The following is a 19,043-nucleotide window of genomic DNA, read 5'->3' on the forward strand; positions in this document are numbered from 1 at the left end:
TTGTAGTATTTTCGATGGCTGACAGAGAAGCGATGACCCTGACGGACACCGTCAGACGTCATGAAACCCCCGAAGGTATCCGGCTCGAATTAAGGCTGGCCGGGCCGGTTGTGCGTGCCTGTGCCTGGAGCATCGATATGCTGATTCGGGCGATACTCTATGGGTTGGTTTCAGGTGTTTTTGCCTTCTTCGGGGGAGTGGGCACCTCCGTAATGCTGATCATGTTTTTCCTCATTGAATGGTTTTATCCGGTCGTCTTTGAGTTGTATAACGGCGCCTCACCCGGCAAAAAATCGATGGGACTGGTGGTGATTCAGGATAATGGTACGCCGGTTACGTTCTCCTCTTCGCTAATTCGCAATCTGCTCAGGGCCGCAGATTTTCTGCCATTTCTGTATGCTACCGGTTTGTTATCAATGCTAATTAACAATAACTTTCAGCGTCTTGGCGATCTGGCGGCAGGGACTCTGGTTGTTTATCGGGAAGCCGATCTGGAACGGATTAAATTAGCCAATGCAGAAAGCCTGCGACCTCCCGTTGATCTCAGTGTCGATGAGCAGCGCGAGTTGATCCGGTTTGCCGAGCGTTGTCCGCAGTTGAGTCAGGAGCGTCAGATTGAGCTGGCAACTTCTCTCTATCCTGTCACCGGTAAACGGGGGCCAGCTGCAGTGAAAGAGATACTTGGATATGCTGCGTGGCTGACCCGGGGGAGTCGATGAAACAGGAACAGTTTGAACAGCGCTATCAGCCCCTGTGGCAACGTCTGGATCAACAGTTAGATCAGTTAGAAACCTTTCGGCTGCGTCGCTCCTCCGATGAGTTGCCCGCTGATCTGCCACAGCTCTACCGTCAGTTGTGTAATCATTATGCGTTATCCCGGGCGCGGCGCTACAGCCCTCAACTGGTTGGTTTTCTTCACCGGCTGGTGTTGCGTGGCCATCAGCAACTTTATACCCGCCGGGGTGCCTGGCTGTGGCGGCTGCTGACCTTTATTGCCAGTGATTTTCCCGCTAGCCTGCGACTCAATATTGGTTATGTCTGGGTTGCATTGGCACTGTTTCTCCTGCCAGCGTTGCTGGTGGGCGGTTACTGTATGATCGATGATACCTTCATCCATAGCCTGATGAGTGATGCTGAAATCAGCAATATGGAGGAGATGTACCGCCCGGATAATGCCCGCCCCGGACGCACGCTTGAACGTAGCGCCGACTCTGATTTTGTGATGTTCGGTTTCTATATCTATAACAATATCGGTATCGGTTTTCGTACTTTCGCGATGGGTATTCTGGCTGGGGTCGGAACAGTTTTCACCCTGTTTTATAACGGTATCGTGATCGGTGGTGTGGCCGGCTATCTGACCGGGCTGGGTTACACGGATACATTCTGGTCTTTTGTTTGTGGCCATTCGGCGCTGGAGCTGACAGCCATTGTGATCAGCGGTGCAGCCGGCCTGATGATCGGGCGAGGGGTGATCAGCCCGGGCCGTTACAGTCGGCTGGATGCGATCAAACTGCAGGCGGGTAAAGCCGTTCCGCTGGTAATGGGGGCGGGACTGATGTTGCTGGGGGCCGCTTTTATTGAGGCGTTCTGGTCTGCCAGCAGTCTGCCAAACACGGTTAAATATGTGGCGGCTATCATCCTCTGGATCATGATGATTCTCTATTTTATGTTCGCGGGCAGGGGGGCGGATGGAGCTCGATAAGCTAGAAATATCTCTGCGTCGACGAACTCCCTGGGAAGCGATAGATCTCGGTTTTGCGCTGGCACGGCGCTGGTTTAAGCCGCTCTGGTTGCTCTGGCTCAGTACAGCAGTGCCGCTGGGGTTGCTTCTGTTCCTCTTTCTATCAGATGAGCTCGGCTGGCTGATGTTGATTATCTGGTGGTTTAAACCGCTGTACGAGCCACCGTTGATGTTCTGGTTAAGCCGGGCTGTGTTTGGTGAGCAGTTGCCGGTGAAAACGGTGCTGCGACAATGGTGGTCAGTGGTCCGGCCGCAGTTACTACTTAATCTCACCTTGCGTCGTTTTAATCCCTCCCGGTCCTTTACGCTGCCGGTGGCCTTGCTGGAACAACTGAAGGGGAGTGCACGCCGTGATCGTTTGCGGGTGCTGGGACGAAATCAGAGTGCGGCTGCCTGGCTGACGGTGATCGGCATCCACCTGGAAACGGTGCTGGAGATGGCGTTTATCACCGTGGTTTTTATGCTGATTCCGGAAGACCTTCGCTGGACCAGTTTCGGTGATCTGTTTATGGCACCGGGGCGGGTGGGGGACTGGTTACAGTTTGCCGGAGGTCTGCTCTGTATGTCGGTTATTGCCCCCTTCTATGTGGCAGCCGGGTTTACCCTCTATCTCAATCGACGCAGTGAGCTGGAAGCCTGGGATATCGAGATCAACTTCCGCCGGACCAGTGAACGCTTTAAATCTGGCGCTTCCCGACGTTCCGTCAGCACTGTTGCGGCGGTTATGCTGGCGGCTGTTCTGGCGCTGGCCGTTCCGCTGATCAGTACACCTGTTGATGCGGCGCAGCAGGTGAGTGCCCGGGATGCGAAGCCGCTCATCGAAAAAGTGCTGGAGGATGAAGCCTTTGGCCGTTATGAGCAGACCCACTACTGGAAATATACCGGTCAGCCGGAACCGGACAGTGATTCAGATAACTGGTTTATCGAGCTGCTGGCAAAGCTGTTTAATGGCGTCGGTGATGTTATGCAAGGTGGCGCCAGTATTGGCAAAATCCTGGTATGGATAGCCGGTATTGCCCTGGTGGTATTTCTGATCTATCAGGTTGCCAAAAATAGTCAGTGGTTCAGAAATTTTCAGAGACGCCCGGCTCGTAAAGGCCGAAGCCGGCCGGTGGAGTTATTTGGTCTGGATTTACGTCCTGACCAATTGCCAGACGATCCTGCTGGCGAAGCCCGGAAGCTGATTGCTGAAGGCGCCTTCAGGGAGGCGTTGAGCCTGCTCTATCGGGGCGCACTGGTCTATCTGGTGACTCAGGAACATATCGAGATTCCCGACAGTGCTACCGAGGGCGAGTGTGAACAGCTGGTGATAGATCACCGCAGTGCCAGTGAAGCGGATTTTTTCAAGTCTCTGACCAGCCACTGGTTGCGTATGGCCTATGGACATGTGGTTCCGGCGGAAGCCCCCGTGGTTGAGCTTTGTCAGCGTTGGCAGGAGGTGTATGGCCATGTCGAACGCTAACCGGTTTTTTCTCTGGCTGCTGGGGGGATTGCTGCTGCTCAGTGTTGTCTGGTATACCCAGTGGTTTTTTAATAATCACGAACGGGTTACCGAGGAACAACGGGTGGATATATCTCCTGAAGCGATGCGTAACCGTTTTCTCGCGGCAGAGCGTTTTTTGCAACAGCTGGGCTATCAGGCAGAAAGTTTTCGCGCCAGGGATCTGACGACTGTGTTACCGCCTCCGGGGGATGTGCTGTTGGCCCGGCGCATGCCGCCACAGATGAACGATCAGCAGATTGAAGTACTGGATAACTGGATTGAAGCGGGTGGCATACTGATTCTGACTTCGGAGCACTTTTATCAGGAGGATGAAGACAACGATCCGTTTCTGGCATTCCTGGGCGTACGAATGCTTCCGCCTGAATCATCTGACGATCAGCAGGCAGACACCTCTGATCAGAATGAAGATTCAGTTAAATCAGATACCAGTGAAGCAGATTCCTCGTCTTATCTCACGGTAAGTCTGTCCCTTGCCAGCGAACCGGAACCGGTGACTGTCAGCTTTCTCCGCGACCGGATTCTTGTCGATGGTGATCAGTGGGCCTCTCTTCGTGCCGGTTCTGAACAGGGAGCAAACTATCTCAGATTTGAGTATGGTCAGGGACGGGTCATGGTGCTGAGTGATCTGGATCTGTTTACCAACGACCGGATTAACAAAGATGATAACGCTTTTCTGCTGAGTCATCTGGTGGCTGGCGGTCGTAAGGTCTGGTTGCAGTACAGTATTGACGCCCTGCCGCTGCCTCAACTGTTATGGCAGAAGATCCCTTTTATCGTTTGTGCACTGGTCGTATTGCTACTGCTGATGGGCTGGCGTTTGTTCCTGTTTACCGGTCCGCGTCTGAAACTGCAGAATCTGCAGCGGCGTAACCTGCTGGAGCATATTGATGCGACGGCGCACTATGCCTGGCGTATCGATAAGGGGTATACCCTGTTTGAGAACAATCGGCGAGCATTGGAGTTGGCGTGGCGTAAACGTCACCCGGCTCTTAATCCGATGGACGAAAGCCAGAGGGCGGAGTGGATTGGTGAGAAAACCGGTATGGCAGCGACCGCCGTTGAGCGCAGTCTCTACCATGAGATAACCAAAGATCAGGATTTTATTAAAGCAACACTGGTGCTGCAGCAGCTGGCCAGTGGCTTAAAACAGCGGGAGCTAAGATGAACGAATCTCAGGGACAGGATCAGCTGTCAGACAAAGTGCTGCGCAAACTCGGGCAGCTGGAGCAGGAGATCGGTAAAGCGGTTATTGGTCAGCGTCAGGTCATCCGGGATACCACGATTGCATTGCTGGCGGGTGGGCATGTGTTGGTAGAAGGGGTGCCTGGATTGGGCAAAACCCTGTTGGTTCGAAGTCTGGCGGCAGCCGTCGGCGGTGTGTTTAACCGGGTGCAGTTCACCCCGGATCTGATGCCCAGCGATATCAGCGGCCATATTATGTTTGACCGTAAAACGGACTCTTTCCGGGTGCGTAAAGGGCCGGTGTTCTGTAACTTTCTGTTGGCGGATGAGATCAACCGGGCGCCGGCGAAAACTCAGTCTGCACTGCTGGAAGTGATGCAGGAACAGCAGGTGACCATCGAAGGGCAGACGTACGAGCTGCAACTGCCGTTTCTGGCGCTGGCAACCCAGAACCCGATTGAACAGGAGGGTACATACCCCTTGCCACAGGCGCAGCTGGACCGCTTTCTGCTGAAGGTCTATATCGATTACCCCAGTGTCGATGAAGAGTTGCAGATGGTTCAACAGATCACCTCGGGATCTGTGGCTGATAAACTGGACGTGTCATCGATTCAGGAGGTGCTCAAGCCTGAAGAGATTCTCAGCTTGCAGCGCTATACCTCAAAACTGGAGGTCGATGAGCAGATCGTTACCTATGCGGTGAATATCGTCAGGGCAACCCGTGACTGGAGCGGAATTGACACCGGTAGTGGGCCCCGGGGGAGCATCGCACTGCTACGGGCAGGCCGGGCCAATGCGGTGTTGTCTGGTCGGCGGTTTGTCACCCCCGATGATATTAAAGCGGTAGCCCAGGCGGTGTTACGCCACCGGATTAAACTCAGTGCAGACCTTGAGATTGAAGGTTATCAGCCAGACGATGTACTGAAAGATATTCTCAGCAACGTGCAGGCTCCCCGGGTATGATTCCATCCCGTCGTTCAGTATTGCTGGTAACTGTGGTTCTGTTACTGGCGTTGCTGGCCGCTGTCTGGCCCGGGCTGCAATGGTTGCGTGATCTGATAGCCGCAACCGTGGCGGGGGCGCTTCTGCTCGACCTGCTGTTGCACCGACGTGAAACGGTGGCCGAAGTCAGCCGGGAGTTACGCGGCAGTATTCCGGTGGGGGTCTGGAGTGACGTGAAGCTGCAGGTGACCAATCACACCGGGCGACCGCAGTGGCTGACACTGCATGATCATCACCCCAGTGAATATGCGGTTGAAGGATTGCCGCTGCAACTCAGCTTACCGCCTGAGCGCACCGCCAGAGCAACCTATCAGATAAGACCTGATCAGCGAGGAGATGGACAGTTTGATGGTGTCGATCTGGTCAGTGTCTCACCATTCGGGCTGTGGCAGCGCAAACAGTTTGTTACGCTGGTGGACCGGATTAAAGTCTATCCAAACTTTCGTGCCGTGAGCCAGTACACCCTGCTGGCCACCGACAACCATCTGAGTCAGTTGGGTATCAAACATCAGCTACGCCGGGGTGAGGGTAATGATTTTCACCAGTTGCGGGAGTACCGGACCGGTGACTCGTTACGCCAGATTGACTGGAAAGCAACCTCCCGTTATCACAAACTGATCTCCCGGGAATATCAGGATGAGCGCGACCAGCAGATTCTGTTCCTGCTGGATTGTGGCCGGCGTATGCGCCATCGGGAAGAGGATGGTGGTCATCTGGATCAGGCATTGAACTCGATGTTGCTGCTTGCCTATGTAGCGGCGGAGCAGGGTGATGCGGTTGGCTTCCATACCTTTGGCGGAGTTAAACGCTGGTTTCCCCCGGTTAAAGGAGGCACTGTGGTACGGCAGATGATTGCCAGCACCTATGATATTGAAGCCACACTGGAAGCTGCGGACTATCTTGAAGCGGCCCGGGAGCTGATGCCCCTGCAGCGGCGCCGGGCACTGATAGTGCTGGTTACCAACACCCGCGATGAAGACAGTGATGATCTGGTAACTGCCGTGCGGTTGCTCTCCCGTCGCCATCTGGTTGTGGTCGCTGATCTGCGTGAACAGATTCTCGACACTGCACAGGCAAACCGGGTATCAGATTTTGACGCCGCGCTGCGTTTTCATGGCGTACAGGAGTATCTGGAATGCCGCACCCAGAACCACGAAAAACTTCGTCATCAGGGGGCGATGCCGATGGACCTGCTGGCCAAACAACTCCCGGTGGCGCTGGTCAATCAATATCTGACGGTTAAGGCCTCGGGACGGTTATAGAGGATTATCCGTTTGTTGCGATCAGTTGTTTCCTTCGAAACAGATTCAGCTGTGACACAATCATTCCCGCCAACATCAGCGTGCAGCCGATCAGAGCCCGGTTGCTGAACGCTTCCTCCAGTAACCACCACCCTCCGATGGCGGCAAATACCGCTTCCAGACTCATGATGATCGCCGCATGGGAGGCGGGGGCGTGGCGTTGTGCCACCACCTGCAGTGTATAAGCCACCCCCACCGAGAGCAGACCGGCATAGGCGATTGGTTGCCATGCCAGGGTGATATTCGACAGAGTGAGGCTGTCCTGCTCAAAAACCAGTGCAACGATAAAACTCAGCAGAGCACAGACAAAGAACTGGATAATCGCCAGTCGCAGATTGTCCAGCTGGCTGGCCAGACGGCCGATGACTACCACATGGGCGGCCCAGAAGAGGGCGCTTCCCAAAACCAGCAGATCACCACTGTTGATTGTGAAACTGGCGTCTGAATCTGTTTCAATCGTGAGGAAGTAAAGCCCGACAACGGCCAGCAGACCTCCCAGCCAGGTATTCAGCCGGGTGATATGGCCCAGTAGCAACCCCAGAAGCGGCACGATAATGATGTAGAGTCCGGTGATAAATCCGGCATTGCCTGCGGTGGTCCAGAGTAAACCCGCTTGTTGCAACGATGCTCCGAGAAACAGAATCATACCGGCCGTGATACCGCCCCGCAGCATTGCCCGGGGTTCTGTTGCACCGGCTTTAGGCCTAAATATCAATAGCAGCGGCAGCAGTGAAACAGCGCCCAGCAGAAAGCGACAGCCATTAAACCCAAAGGGTCCGAGGTGATCCATTCCCAGTCTCTGGGCGACAAAGGCCAGGCCCCAGATAGCAGCGACCAGTAACAGCGTGAGGTCGGCGCGGATGTTGCGGGTTTCCATCAATGGAACCTCATAAAACATAAAAAGAGCAGCTATTGTAAATTGCTGCTCTTTTTACGCAATGGCAGGGGGAGTAAATAGCTGATTATCCGGGTTAATTGTCTGGACTGATCTCAGCTGCCGGGCTGTCAGGCAGTAGCCAGGCTATCCACCTGATTAAACGCCTGCCGTCCCAGTGTAAAGGCGCGGCGGTTAAGCTCGGTCAGCGCTTCTCCCTTGCGCTGAAAGCGTGCTAGTAGCGCCTGTTCCAGGATTTCCGGCGAAAACGGCAGGTGGTCGGCAATGGCACCCAGCATTATGGAGTTCACCAGTCGCCGGTCGCCCAGCTCTATCGCTGCTTCTCCGGCATTGAAATGGTGTAGTTCTACTGAACCGTCTGCTAATTGGCCGAGAGGGTTGTCAGGGTAGTCATACAGACCGATTGAAACAACTGGAGGGATGAGTGGATAGTCATTGACCATCACCACTGCGCCGGATTTCATGTGCGTGTGCCAGCGCAATGCTTCGGCCGGTTCAAAGGCGATCATCATATCCGCATCACCCGGCCTGATGGCCGGTGATAACACCTGTTTTCCGAAGCGTACATGAGAGGTGACGACACCACCCCGTTGTGCCATACCGGCCACCTCGGTTTTTTTGACATCATAACCCAGCGCCAGTGCCGCCTGGGACAGTACATCGGCGGCGGTCATTACCCCCTGTCCGCCGATCCCCACGACCAGAATATTAGTGACTGCATCGCTGTTCAGTTCGAGTGAGGGTTTCTGCGAAGTCATCATTTTACCTCCACAGCATTGATATTCCCGACATTGAAAGCCGGAACAATCGCATCGGGAGCGCAGGTGTTTGTGCACAGGTTGCAACCGGTACAGGCCGCCGTATCAATATTGACGAAGCTAAGCTCCTTCTCTCTGCCATTGGGCTTGATGACGGTCTCTTTGCGGCTGACCAGAATGGCGGGGCAGCCGACATCCAGGCAGTTGCTGCAGCCAGTACATCGATCTTCATCCACTTTCAGCGGCGGAAGTTTGCTGTAACGTTCAGTCAGGACGCAGGGTTGATTGGTGATAATCACTGATGGCTCTTTGATTTTGACCTCTTCACGCAGCGCTTTGAACAGCGTCGGCAGTTCATAAGGATTAACCTCGTGAATACGCTCCGGTTTAACGCCCAGGGCTTCGCAGAGCTTGCGGAAATCCACCTGCAGGGTAGCCTCACCATGGATATTAAGACCGGACGAAGGGGCGTTCTGACCACCGGTCATGCCCACGGCACGGTTGTCCAGTAACAGGACGGTGACGTTGCCTTTGTTATAGGTGATGTCCAGTAGCCCCTGCATCCCCATGTGCATAAAGGTTGAATCGCCGATCACGGCCAGAACATTCTTATTCTGATCTGCCTCACTGCGGCCCTTATCGATCCCCTGAGCAACACTGAGCGAGGCTCCCATACTGATCGTGGTATCCAGTGCATTCCAGGGGTGCCCGGCCCCCAGTGTATAACAGCCGATATCGCCGGCGATGATGGTGTTTTTGATATGGGAGAGGCAGTAGTAGATGCCCAGGTGGGGGCAGGCAACACAGAGGGTTGGAGGACGGGGGAAAAGCTCAGCTGTGGATATCAGCTTCTCGTCACTGTTTTTCCCCAACAGTTTGTCGATGCAAGGGGTCAACACCTGCGGTGAGAGTTCACCTATTCGGGGCAGGATATCCTTACCATATAAGCTGATGCCTGCGGCCCGTAGTTCAGTTTCAAGCAGAGGTTCCACCTCCTCTACAACGACCAGTCTGTTAACACTGGCAGCGAAATCACGAATCGCTTCGATTGGGGCGGGATGGCTCAGACCCAGTTTAAAGACCGGTGCGTCAGGGTAGGTCTCTTTGACATGAAAGTAAGCGGCGCCGGAGGTCACAAAACCGATTTCAGTGTCAGAACCTGATTCAATGCGGTTAAGAGGATGTTCTTCGCTGACCTGGCTGAGTTGCTGATCACGCTCCATCATCAGGGGAATTCGTTTTTTCGCATTTCCCGGCACCATGACATAGCGGGCCGGATCTTTGGTAAAGTTTTTGTGCTGATAGATGTCAGGCTGACTGCACACCACCACGCCTTTGACATGGCAGATCCGGGTGGTCAGACGCACCATCACCGGCACGTCATACTGCTCTGACAGACCAAAGGCCAGGCGGGTCATCTCGTAAGCTTCCTGTGCATCTGCCGGTTCCAGCACCGGGAGATGGGCAAAGCGACCCCAGTAGCGGGAATCCTGTTCGTTCTGTGAGGATGACAGACCAACATCGTCCGCAACCACAAGCACCAGTCCGCCTACCGCACCGATCAGGGTCTGCGTCATCAGCGCATCGGAGGCGACGTTAACCCCAACATGTTTCATGGCACATAAGGCCCGGCTTCCCGCCAGAGATGCGCCGATAGCCACCTCAAGAGACACCTTTTCATTGATTGACCATTCGGTATAAATCTCCGGATAGGCCGCAATAAACTCCAGAATCTCAGTGGATGGTGTGCCGGGATAAGCGGAGGCGACACTGCAACCGGCATCTCTGGCGGCTTGTGCCACGGCTTCATTCCCGGAAATAAACTGACGCTGATCCTGCTGGACGGGTTGGGGTGCGTTCAATATAGGCTCCTTACAGCTTTAGACCTGATAGCTTTTTTTAGTTATGTAGGCTTAAAAGTGAATCATAAAAGAGTGATTTTAAAACGAACCCCGCCAATGGCAGGCTGACCTGAGTCAAGGATAGCCGAATAGCCGTGGTCAAATGGTCGTATATGGCCTGGATGGGGGATAGCAGGCACGGCTCAAAACGTCACAAAAAGCTTCAAAAGCCGTCGCTCGTAGCTCGAACGTCACAAAGAGCGTGACTTGCTCGTTGCTCGATAAAAGCCTTCTTTTTACGTGAAGGTCTGTATTTGAATGATGAACTCTGTAAGAAAGTTGTTGTGTTCGGTTGGAGAAGGGCAATAATCCTGAGCAACGAGCAACGAGCAACGAGCAACGAGCAACGAGCAACGAGCAACGAGCAACGAGCAACGAGCAACGAGCAACGAGCAACGAGCAACGAGCAACGAGCAACGAGCAACGAGCAACGAGCAACGAGCAACGAGCAACGTCTTTTTCTGGCAAGGAAAGCGAAGCTTTCCGTCTGGCCACTAACAGGCGCGAAGCGCCGTTCTAGCGGCTTAATATAGCGTTCTGTTGCATATATCGTTCTACAGTGTCGACTACTGCCTGAGTCTGGCTATCGACCTCGAGATTGATCCTGTCTCCGACAGATGCTGTACCAAAAGTGGTGACAGTGAGTGTTTCCGGTATCAGGTAAACGTTAAACCGGTTGCCCTGAACCTCTCCAATCGTCAGGCTGCAACCATTCAGGGCGACAAAGCCTTTCGGCAAAATGTATTTCATCAGTTCAGAATTACCTTCAAACCAGACAATCCGGTTGTCTTCGGGTTGTTCAATCTGGCTGATGGTTGCCTGTCCATGGATATGGCCGGAGAGCATATGTCCACCAATCTCGTCACCGATTCTGGCGGCGCGTTCAAAGTTTACCTTATCACCGGGTTTCAGCTCTCCCAGATTAGTGACTCTGAGCGTTTCCATAATCAGGTCAAAGCTGATCTGGTTTGCTCTGAATCCGGTGATCGTCAGACAGGTGCCATTGATGGCAATACTGGCACCGGTTTGAAGGTGTTCGCAGTGCTGCTGGGGAAACTCCAGCGTCAGCTGCATGAACTGATCTTTCATTAAAGTCGTAATAACCGTTGCGGTACCCTGAACAATTCCGGTGAACATAATTATTTCCTGTTAAATTTTCACTGGTCTATGTTTATAAAGAGAGACAGCCTGGTTTGCAATATCAGGGTAGGGGCTAATGTCCTCTGTTTCTTGGCACTCTTTCTAAGGAGATCTATATGAAGGTTCTGATCAGCGGTGCTACCGGCTTTATTGGGCGCCACCTTATTCCCCGGTTATTGGATTACGATCATGAGCCAGTGGTTCTTACCCGCTCTGAAGCCAAAGCCAGGGATCTGTTTGGGGCTTCTGTCAGAGTAATTACCAGTCTTGATCAGATTAACAGTGATGAGCAGATCGATGGCATCATCAATCTGGCTGGAGAGGGGATCGCCGATAAGCGCTGGAATGAGGCCCGCAAACAGGCATTAGTGGACAGCCGGATCAGCATTACTGCAGATCTGGTCTCACTGATTATGCGGCTGGAACACAACCCGGAAGTGATGATCAGTGGTTCGGCAATTGGCTATTATGGTTGCCGGACAGATGATCTGCAGCTACCTGAACGAGGGGAGGTGGTTGATGATTTTACCCATCAGCTGTGTCAGCGGTGGGAAAGTGAAGCGCTTAAGGCTCAGACCATGGGGGTGCGGGTTTGTCTGATCAGAACCGGGGTGGTATTGGGGCATGGCGGTGCGTTGGCAAAAATGTTGCCTGCTTTCAAACTCGGTTTGGGTGGTCCGGTTGCCAGAGGGGATCAGTGGATGTCATGGATCCATATGGACGACGAGGTAGAGATCATCTGTATGATGCTGACCCATAATAGTTTTCATGGCGCCTATAATCTCACCGCACCTGAAGCAGCGACCAATGCAACCTTCAGTCAGACGCTGGCGAGTGTTTTATCCCGGCCATGCTGGTTCAGAGTGCCTGCCGTGATGCTTGATCTGATGCTGGGTGAGGGCAGTGATCTGCTGGTTAAAGGGCAAAATGTTTACCCCGAACGGCTGTTAAAGGCGGGCTATAAGTTTGCCTATCCTGATCTGGATACTGCGCTGGCCCAGGTGCTGGAGCCTGCAGACTAATCAGGATTAACTCGCCGCTTATCAGCAAAACGGTGCGGTTTCAGCGCTGCCGCTTGCGTAGCTGACTCTCTCTGATATGTCTGAGAGCCTGTGCCAGAAGGTCGCCGGACCACTGGCCTGTTTCAGCACCGCTGATGTAGCTTTCCATATCGATCAGTAGCAACTCCAGGGTTTTACTGTTGTTGATCTCACTCAGATGGAGACTGTCTGTAAACTGGCTGTTTGGCCAGAACAGTCGGGCCCAATCCAGTATCAATAACCGGGCTTCGAGGGGAATATCCCGGTCACAGGCCTGAATCGCTTTATCAAACGCGTTCTGCTCATCGTCTTGTGGTTTTGCCTGGGAAGCGCCGGCTTCAGCCATTGGTTGCTGCGACAATGAGTTGGGGAGAGGATTTTTGTCCGCTGAGCTGATATCAAAGTCACCGATATCAAACTTCTTGCGCCGCTGTGCAGAATAGCTATAGAGCCAGCCCAGTGAGGAGATAATGGTAATCGCGGTCAGCAGCCAGACCAGTATGCGTATACTGCTGTAATCCGGCTTATCCTCTGAGGGGATGTTTGGCGCGACCATTGCCGATTTTTCGGCAACCGCCTCTACTGCCGGGGGCGTGGCTGGCGCAGGTGAGGGGGGGGCAACTCTCAGAATCACCTGGGCTAAGCGGACTTTCTCACTCTGGTCCTGATTGATGTTCCACCAGGGAATAATTATCTCCGGCAGGGTGACCTCACCCCGCTCTGCAGGGGTGATACGCAGCGTCTCTGTACGGCTGCTGACAACCCCTTTGGCAGTGAGTTTCTGCTCCAGGCTGACATCTTCTACGTTGATGCGGGCCAGTTCATTACGCAGAGGCATCAGGGCGGGTAACTGTTCAGCCATCAATCCCTCGGCACTGATTCTGAGGGTGCGTAGCTGGCTTTCACCCAGTACCAGGTTGTTATCCGCTTCAGTAAGGTCTTCCAGAGTAATTTTGCTGGCTGGCAGCCAGTAGCCGCGTATCGTTTGAGAAACTCTGGGTAATACATCGATGGAGATCGGATCAGTGGTCAGCTCCGGTGTTCCGGGACCGGCACTGAAGTGGGCCGCGGGTATTGTTAATGGACCGGTTTGGTCTGGAAAAATGGCATAGCTCTGTTCTGTTACCTGATAGGTCTGCCCCTTCATCTGGCGGCTATACTGCTGTTTATCACCGAGAGGAACTGTTTTGGTGCCGGGGATGGTCAGCTCAGACAATGTTGACATCGGCGGCAGCTCTTCCAGATGGAACAGTCTGACGCTATACAGAAGCTGGCTGCCCTGATAAACCTCATAACTGTCAACTGAGCTTTCAAGAAATGAATCGCTGCTGATCAGTGCCGCCGCACCGGCAACCCCTTCCACGGTGATCAGTTGTGGTTGACTGTATTCATTATTCAACTGCAACGCCGGAATCTGCAGATCACCTGCCCGGCGAGGCCGCAGCAGAATTTTCCAGCGAGTGATATTTTGGTTAGCACCGTTAGCATAGCTGGAGACAGTCATCTGTTTGCTGCCCAGAAAGTGAAAATCTTTTGTCAGAGGCGAAAAGTCCGGGCGGCTTGAGGTACGCTGATCGATCTCAACCGTTAGCTGAATGGTTTCACCCTCAGTGATAGAAAAGCGATCAGGAAAAACATTGAGCTGTGCCCAGACTGGTGAGGAGGCCAGTATGATCAAACCAGTGATGAGAGAACGGGTAAGGTGGAACATCTGCGACATAAGTAAGTTAATCTCCGGTGACTGTCCGGCTCCAGAAGGCTTGTTAATACAGTCCGTGTTCATGGTCATCTTGTTAACGCTGCCCGCTGGGCGGCTGTCGCACCACCGCTGCAGCCGTAGTAGCATAACTGAAAAATGCTGCAAAAGGATAACTTTTAGAGAGATAAACCGGAGTCTTTGAGTTAGCCGCATGACTCGATTGTTGTGACCTTTTGCTGAACCGACAGAGGGAGGGACTACGCGGATATGCTGGCAGCCTGCCTGCAGCGGCAGTAGAATAACGCAGGAAGCCATATATCCTCTTTAAGAAACACTTATGCAACAGATCATTGTCGATATACACTTAACTCAGGAGCAGTATCTGGCTCATTACACATCTCAGGCAAGGGATGTTGTGGCCACCAGTCGTGATGGCCGGCGGGTCAGATTTCCATCTTCATTGCTGCAACCCTATCTGTTGCATAACGGAATTCAGGGGAGTTTTCGTATCTCATATACTGATGCGGGAAAATTCAGTAGCATCGAACGGCTCTGATTTTTTTACAGCGCCGACGGCTTTGCATATAATGCCCGCACTTTAATTTGACTTGTGGTATCCCATGCTCTATCAAGCTGCCCGATCTTTGTTGTTTAAACTGGATCCTGAAACGGCCCATGACCTGTCACTGAACAGCCTTAACCTGATGGCCAGTATTGGATTGAACTCACTGTTTCGCTTTAAAACGATCAGTCAGCCCGTAGAGGTGATGGGGATTAAGTTCCCGAATCCGGTAGGCCTGGCTGCGGGACTGGACAAAAACGGCATTGCTATCGATGGTATGGCGTCACTGGGATTCGGTTTTGTTGAAGTGGGGACGGTTACACCCAGACCGCAGCCGGGCAATCCTCAGCCGCGTCTGTTCCGGATTCCTGAACGTCAGGCGATTATCAACCGTATGGGGTTTAATAATCAGGGTGTTGATACACTGCTGAAAAATATTGAAAAGAGCCGTTTTGATGGCATTCTGGGCATCAATATCGGTAAAAACTTCGATACCCCGGTGGAACAGGCGACGGATGACTACCTGATCTGCATGCGCAAAGTGTATGACAGGGCAAGCTATATCACAGTGAACGTTTCCTCTCCCAATACTCCCGGGCTTCGGACATTACAGTTTGGCGACACCCTGAATGAACTGTTGGCGGCACTTAAGACCGAACAGGCCAATCTGGCCCGCTTGCATGGTAAGTATGTCCCGATAGCGGTTAAGATCGCCCCCGATATGAGTGAAGAGGAATTCGCTCTGGTCGCTGCATCGCTCAAGTCCTATGAGATCGATGGTGTGATTGCCACTAACACCACCCTTTCCCGTGCCGGTGTTGAGGAGTTTCCGGTGTCACAGGAAGCCGGAGGGCTGAGTGGTGTACCAGTGCGTAATGCTGCCACTAAGGCTATTCGTATTCTGGCCCGTGAACTGGACGGTGCTTTGCCGATTATCGGTGTGGGCGGAATTACCAATGGCTTTGATGCGGCAGAAAAGATTGAGGCTGGGGCTTCACTGGTTCAGGTGTATACCGGCTTTATCTATCGCGGTCCTGAATTGATTTCTGAGTCTGTAAAAGCGATTGCAGAGCTTGAAAGGAAAGCCTGATAAGCAACCCATGACAGAGATATCTGATGTTTAGATGTCCGTTGCTTAGGTGAGAGTGACTAAGGCCTGAACGGCCAACTATAAGAAAGGCTCCCAAGGGAGCCTTTCCTGTTTATGTTCTTTCCACAATTATTGTTTTCAGTGGTTCGGTTAATGCAAAGATGGATTAATGTTTATAGCCGAGACACCCGACTGACCATTCCAATGTGCTTCACGACCTTCACGCCATCCACTCATCCAGTGGGTTCTGAGGTCTCCGATTGTGACTGGACACTCGTCTTTAGATTTACCTACGAGTCCGGCGGTAAAGCCGCGGTTGAAAAGTACTGAAGAACGATCACGTTTTTGTCTCTTCATAAAAGACGCCTCTATTTAGTTCTTAATATTTTCAGGCAGACTACTGATACCAGGGCCATTGGTGCGAAACACAGCTACAAGACAAACTCATAACATTTTCGACTTCCCTGGCGTCTCAGTAATCCGGTTTACTGTGACTCAATTGCTCCTGTGGTTTGTGTGTTAACTGTTTACATTGTGAACTTCACAGAAATCCACAATGGCGCAAACGCAATCGGGTGTGTAATTAAAAAAAAGTATCAGGAATCGTTTTTTAATAAAAATGTCATAGAAGCATCTGCAAAAAGATCATTACTTCAATAGCTTGCACAGGGGTTTTGAAACAGCGACACCTCAATGAAAAAAATTCACTTTACTGTAGTTTTCTTTGAATTTGCATCTTAGTCATTGGTCTTAAAAGCGTTTGCCGTTAATATGCCCGTTCTTAAATGAGGTATTCCCTGAGTATGAAATTCTTTGCTACCTGCCCAAAAGGGCTGGAGCCTGTTCTGTTTGATGAACTTCAGGCCCTGAATGTTGACGCGCCGAAACAAACCCTGGCGGGGGTCTACTTTTCCGGCGGACTTGAAGCCGCCTATCGTGCCTGTTTATGGTCGCGGGTAGCTAACCGTATTCTGCTTGAGTTACACCGCTGTCCTGCGGAAACGGCCGAGCAGTTATATCAGGGTGTGCAACAGCTTAAATGGCTTGAGCATATGCGTCCGGAAGGCACGCTGACAATCGACTTTACCGGGCAGTCTGAAGGGATTAATCACAGTCGCTTTGGGGCACAGAAAGTTAAAGATGCCATTGTTGATCAGATCCGCGATGAAACTGGACGGCGCCCCTCTGTCGACCGGATGAAACCGGACCTGAGAGTCAATGTTCATCTGCAGCGGGGCGAAGCAACCATTGCGGTTGATATTTCCGGTGACAGCCTTCATCGCCGGGGATACCGTCTGCAATCCGGTTCGGCACCGATGAAAGAAAACCTGGCTGCTGCGTTGCTATACCGCTGTGGCTGGCCGGAAAAAGCGGCTCAGGGGCAAGCGTTGCTGGACCCGATGTGTGGTTCCGGAACCCTGCTTATCGAAGGGGTGCTGATGGCGGCTGATATCGCCCCGGGGCTGCTGCGCCGGGATTACGGTTTTACTTACTGGACACAGCATAACAGCAAGTTATGGAAATCACTGCTTGAAGAGGCACAACAGCGCCGGGAGGCGGGGCTGAAAGTTGTCAGCAGTCGCTTCGAAGGCTTTGATGCCGATGCCAAAGTACTCAATATCGCCCGGGATAATGCCCGCAGAGCTGGTGTTGAGAGGCTGATTCATTTTGAACGCAGAGAGTTGTCGCGCCTGTCCCTCCCAGCGACCGATGCTCAGGGGCTGGTGGTGACTAATCCGCCCTATGGCGAGCGTCTTGGGGATGAGCCAACGCTGTTCTTTCTGTATCAGCATCTGGGGGAGCGCCTTAAAGCGGAATTTGCTGGCTGGCAGGCGGCGGTGTTCACCGGTAATCCGGAACTCTGCCGGATGATGAAGCTGGCAGCGGATAAAACCTATAAATTATATAACGGAGCGATTCCCAGTCAGCTGCAGATCTTCAATATCCGGGCCCGGCAAGCAGCTGAAATACAAGCATCTGAGTGCCTGGAGACGCGCGAGCCTGATAGCAGTGAACCAGCAGTGACAGACGCGGCGCCGGTTGAGCTGAGTGATGGCGCTCAGATGCTGGCTAACCGGTTGAGAAAAAACCTCAAGCAGTTGGGTAAATGGGCGAAGCGACAGGAGATAACCTGCTACCGTTTATATGATGCTGATCTGCCGGAATATTCCGCTGCCATTGATATCTACGATGACTGGGTGCATGTGCAGGAATACCAGGCACCGAAAAGTGTCGATGTGGTGAAAGCGTTTGCCCGTCTGCAGGAGATTGTCGCTGTGCTGCCATCAGTGCTGGGAGTGCCGGCTGCTCATGTAATTCTGAAGCAGCGCCGCCGTCAGCAGGGCAGCAGTCAGTATGAAAAACAGGATCAGACCGCGCACTTTATCGATATCACAGAGGGTGGCTGCCGGATTCTGGTTAATCTGGAAGACTATCTCGATACCGGTCTGTTTCTTGATCACCGTCCGGTGCGCATGCAGATTCAACAGGAAGCGAAAGGAAAGGATTTTCTTAATCTGTTCTGCTATACCGCGACGGCATCACTTCACGCTGCTCAGGGTGGCGCCCGTTCCACCACCAGTGTTGATATGTCGGCAACCTACCTGAACTGGGCGAAGAAAAACTTTGCTTTAAACGGCTTCTCAGAAGCGCGTAACCATTTTATTCAGGAGGACTGTATCAGGTGGTTAAAGGCGCAGAAGGGGGAGGGCTATGACCTGATCTTTCTTGATCCGCCGACATTCTCTAATTCAAAACGGATGCACGATGTGCTGGATGTGCAGCGGGACCATGTTGAGCTGATCAGTCTGGCAATGGCATTGTTGCGCCCAGAGGGTAAGCTGATCTTTTCCAATAACTACCGCCGCTTTAAAATTGATCCGCAACTGGCAGAGCGTTATCGGGTGGTGGATATTACCCGCAAATCGATCGATCTTGATTTTAAGCGCAGTAGTAAGATTCATCAGTGTTTTGAAATTTCAGCGCTGTGATGCAATCAGTGGCGAGAGATTAACAGCCAGACATCGATTAAAACCACCGGGAGGTGGTTTTTTTTGGTGCGGATATTTTGCGTTCAAATGGTGCGAGTTTGTGTGTTGGCACATTATCTGCTTATAAAAATGCACATTTCTGGAGCAATAGTGAGCGGATTTCGTTGATCTCTCGATATATGGTTGATAGAGATGATTAGCGACATGTTCTGATTGTTCGAATAATTAATAAACGCAC

16 protein-coding genes are annotated in these 19,043 nt (G+C 52.6%); 10 read left to right on the top strand and 6 right to left on the bottom strand.

Annotated elements, in window-relative coordinates:
• Positions 1-14 precede the first annotated feature (14 nt).
• Genes OCU43_RS09450 through OCU43_RS09475 form a run of 6 tightly spaced genes read left to right on the top strand, consistent with a single transcriptional unit; the run spans position 15 to position 6,691 of the window.
• The gene (locus OCU43_RS09450; RefSeq protein WP_245756563.1) at positions 15-719 is read left to right on the top strand and encodes an RDD family protein; all 705 of its coding nucleotides are present in this window, start codon (positions 15-17) and stop codon (positions 717-719) included.
• On the top strand, positions 716-1,702 hold the full coding sequence (locus tag OCU43_RS09455; protein ID WP_091358005.1) for a stage II sporulation protein M: 987 nt from the start codon (positions 716-718) through the stop codon (positions 1,700-1,702). Before OCU43_RS09450 ends, OCU43_RS09455 begins: the two co-directional genes overlap by 4 nt.
• Positions 1,689-3,203: a hypothetical protein gene (locus tag OCU43_RS09460; RefSeq protein WP_091358008.1), complete on the top strand. Its 1,515-nt coding sequence runs from the start codon at positions 1,689-1,691 to the stop codon at positions 3,201-3,203. Before OCU43_RS09455 ends, OCU43_RS09460 begins: the two co-directional genes overlap by 14 nt.
• On the top strand, positions 3,184-4,410 hold the full coding sequence (locus tag OCU43_RS09465; RefSeq protein ID WP_139203183.1) for a DUF4350 domain-containing protein: 1,227 nt from the start codon (positions 3,184-3,186) through the stop codon (positions 4,408-4,410). Before OCU43_RS09460 ends, OCU43_RS09465 begins: the two co-directional genes overlap by 20 nt.
• Positions 4,407-5,390, top strand: coding sequence for an AAA family ATPase (locus tag OCU43_RS09470; protein ID WP_091358013.1), 984 nt, complete (start codon positions 4,407-4,409; stop codon positions 5,388-5,390). The genes OCU43_RS09465 and OCU43_RS09470 overlap by 4 nt, the downstream gene beginning before the upstream one ends.
• Positions 5,387-6,691: a DUF58 domain-containing protein gene (locus tag OCU43_RS09475; RefSeq protein WP_091358016.1), complete on the top strand. Its 1,305-nt coding sequence runs from the start codon at positions 5,387-5,389 to the stop codon at positions 6,689-6,691. The genes OCU43_RS09470 and OCU43_RS09475 overlap by 4 nt, the downstream gene beginning before the upstream one ends.
• A gap of 4 nt (positions 6,692-6,695) precedes the next feature.
• Here OCU43_RS09475 and OCU43_RS09480 read toward each other — a convergent pair whose 3' ends face one another.
• The 4 genes from OCU43_RS09480 to OCU43_RS09495 form a co-directional block, all read right to left on the bottom strand.
• Positions 6,696-7,607, bottom strand: a complete 912-nt coding sequence (locus OCU43_RS09480; protein ID WP_091358589.1) for a DMT family transporter — start codon at positions 7,605-7,607, stop codon at positions 6,696-6,698.
• A gap of 128 nt (positions 7,608-7,735) precedes the next feature.
• The gene (locus tag OCU43_RS09485; RefSeq protein WP_245756564.1) at positions 7,736-8,386 is read right to left on the bottom strand and encodes an indolepyruvate oxidoreductase subunit beta; all 651 of its coding nucleotides are present in this window, start codon (positions 8,384-8,386) and stop codon (positions 7,736-7,738) included.
• Complete coding sequence (locus tag OCU43_RS09490) at positions 8,383-10,245, bottom strand: thiamine pyrophosphate-dependent enzyme (protein ID WP_091358020.1); 1,863 nt, start codon at positions 10,243-10,245, stop codon at positions 8,383-8,385. The genes OCU43_RS09485 and OCU43_RS09490 overlap by 4 nt, the downstream gene beginning before the upstream one ends.
• 555 nt (positions 10,246-10,800) lie before the next feature.
• Positions 10,801-11,421, bottom strand: coding sequence for a riboflavin synthase subunit alpha (locus OCU43_RS09495; RefSeq protein WP_091358023.1), 621 nt, complete (start codon positions 11,419-11,421; stop codon positions 10,801-10,803).
• Between the two features lie 119 nt (positions 11,422-11,540).
• Between OCU43_RS09495 and OCU43_RS09500 the strand changes: the two genes are divergently transcribed.
• Positions 11,541-12,446: a TIGR01777 family oxidoreductase gene (locus OCU43_RS09500; protein ID WP_091358026.1), complete on the top strand. Its 906-nt coding sequence runs from the start codon at positions 11,541-11,543 to the stop codon at positions 12,444-12,446.
• A gap of 40 nt (positions 12,447-12,486) precedes the next feature.
• On the opposite strand, the gene OCU43_RS09505 is transcribed toward OCU43_RS09500, so the two are convergent.
• Positions 12,487-14,184 (bottom strand): BatD family protein, encoded by a 1,698-nt coding sequence (locus OCU43_RS09505; protein WP_175483518.1) that lies wholly within the window; start codon positions 14,182-14,184, stop codon positions 12,487-12,489.
• A 316-nt stretch (positions 14,185-14,500) separates the two neighbouring features.
• Here OCU43_RS09505 and OCU43_RS09510 point away from each other — a divergent pair, with 316 nt between their 5' ends.
• The gene (locus tag OCU43_RS09510; protein WP_091358031.1) at positions 14,501-14,719 is read left to right on the top strand and encodes a DUF2835 domain-containing protein; all 219 of its coding nucleotides are present in this window, start codon (positions 14,501-14,503) and stop codon (positions 14,717-14,719) included.
• 64 nt (positions 14,720-14,783) lie between these two features.
• Complete coding sequence (locus OCU43_RS09515; protein WP_091358034.1) at positions 14,784-15,815, top strand: quinone-dependent dihydroorotate dehydrogenase; 1,032 nt, start codon at positions 14,784-14,786, stop codon at positions 15,813-15,815.
• A gap of 150 nt (positions 15,816-15,965) precedes the next feature.
• Here OCU43_RS09515 and OCU43_RS09520 read toward each other — a convergent pair whose 3' ends face one another.
• On the bottom strand, positions 15,966-16,172 hold the full coding sequence (locus tag OCU43_RS09520) for a BatR family protein (RefSeq protein WP_091358036.1): 207 nt from the start codon (positions 16,170-16,172) through the stop codon (positions 15,966-15,968).
• Positions 16,173-16,618: 446 nt separating this feature from the next.
• Between OCU43_RS09520 and rlmKL the strand changes: the two genes are divergently transcribed.
• The gene (rlmKL, locus tag OCU43_RS09525) at positions 16,619-18,805 is read left to right on the top strand and encodes a bifunctional 23S rRNA (guanine(2069)-N(7))-methyltransferase RlmK/23S rRNA (guanine(2445)-N(2))-methyltransferase RlmL (RefSeq protein WP_091358039.1); all 2,187 of its coding nucleotides are present in this window, start codon (positions 16,619-16,621) and stop codon (positions 18,803-18,805) included.
• The last annotated feature ends 238 nt before the right edge of the window (positions 18,806-19,043 follow it).

It is taken from the genome of Amphritea atlantica (assembly GCF_024347255.1).
GTDB classification, from domain to species: domain Bacteria; phylum Pseudomonadota; class Gammaproteobacteria; order Pseudomonadales; family Balneatricaceae; genus Amphritea; species Amphritea atlantica.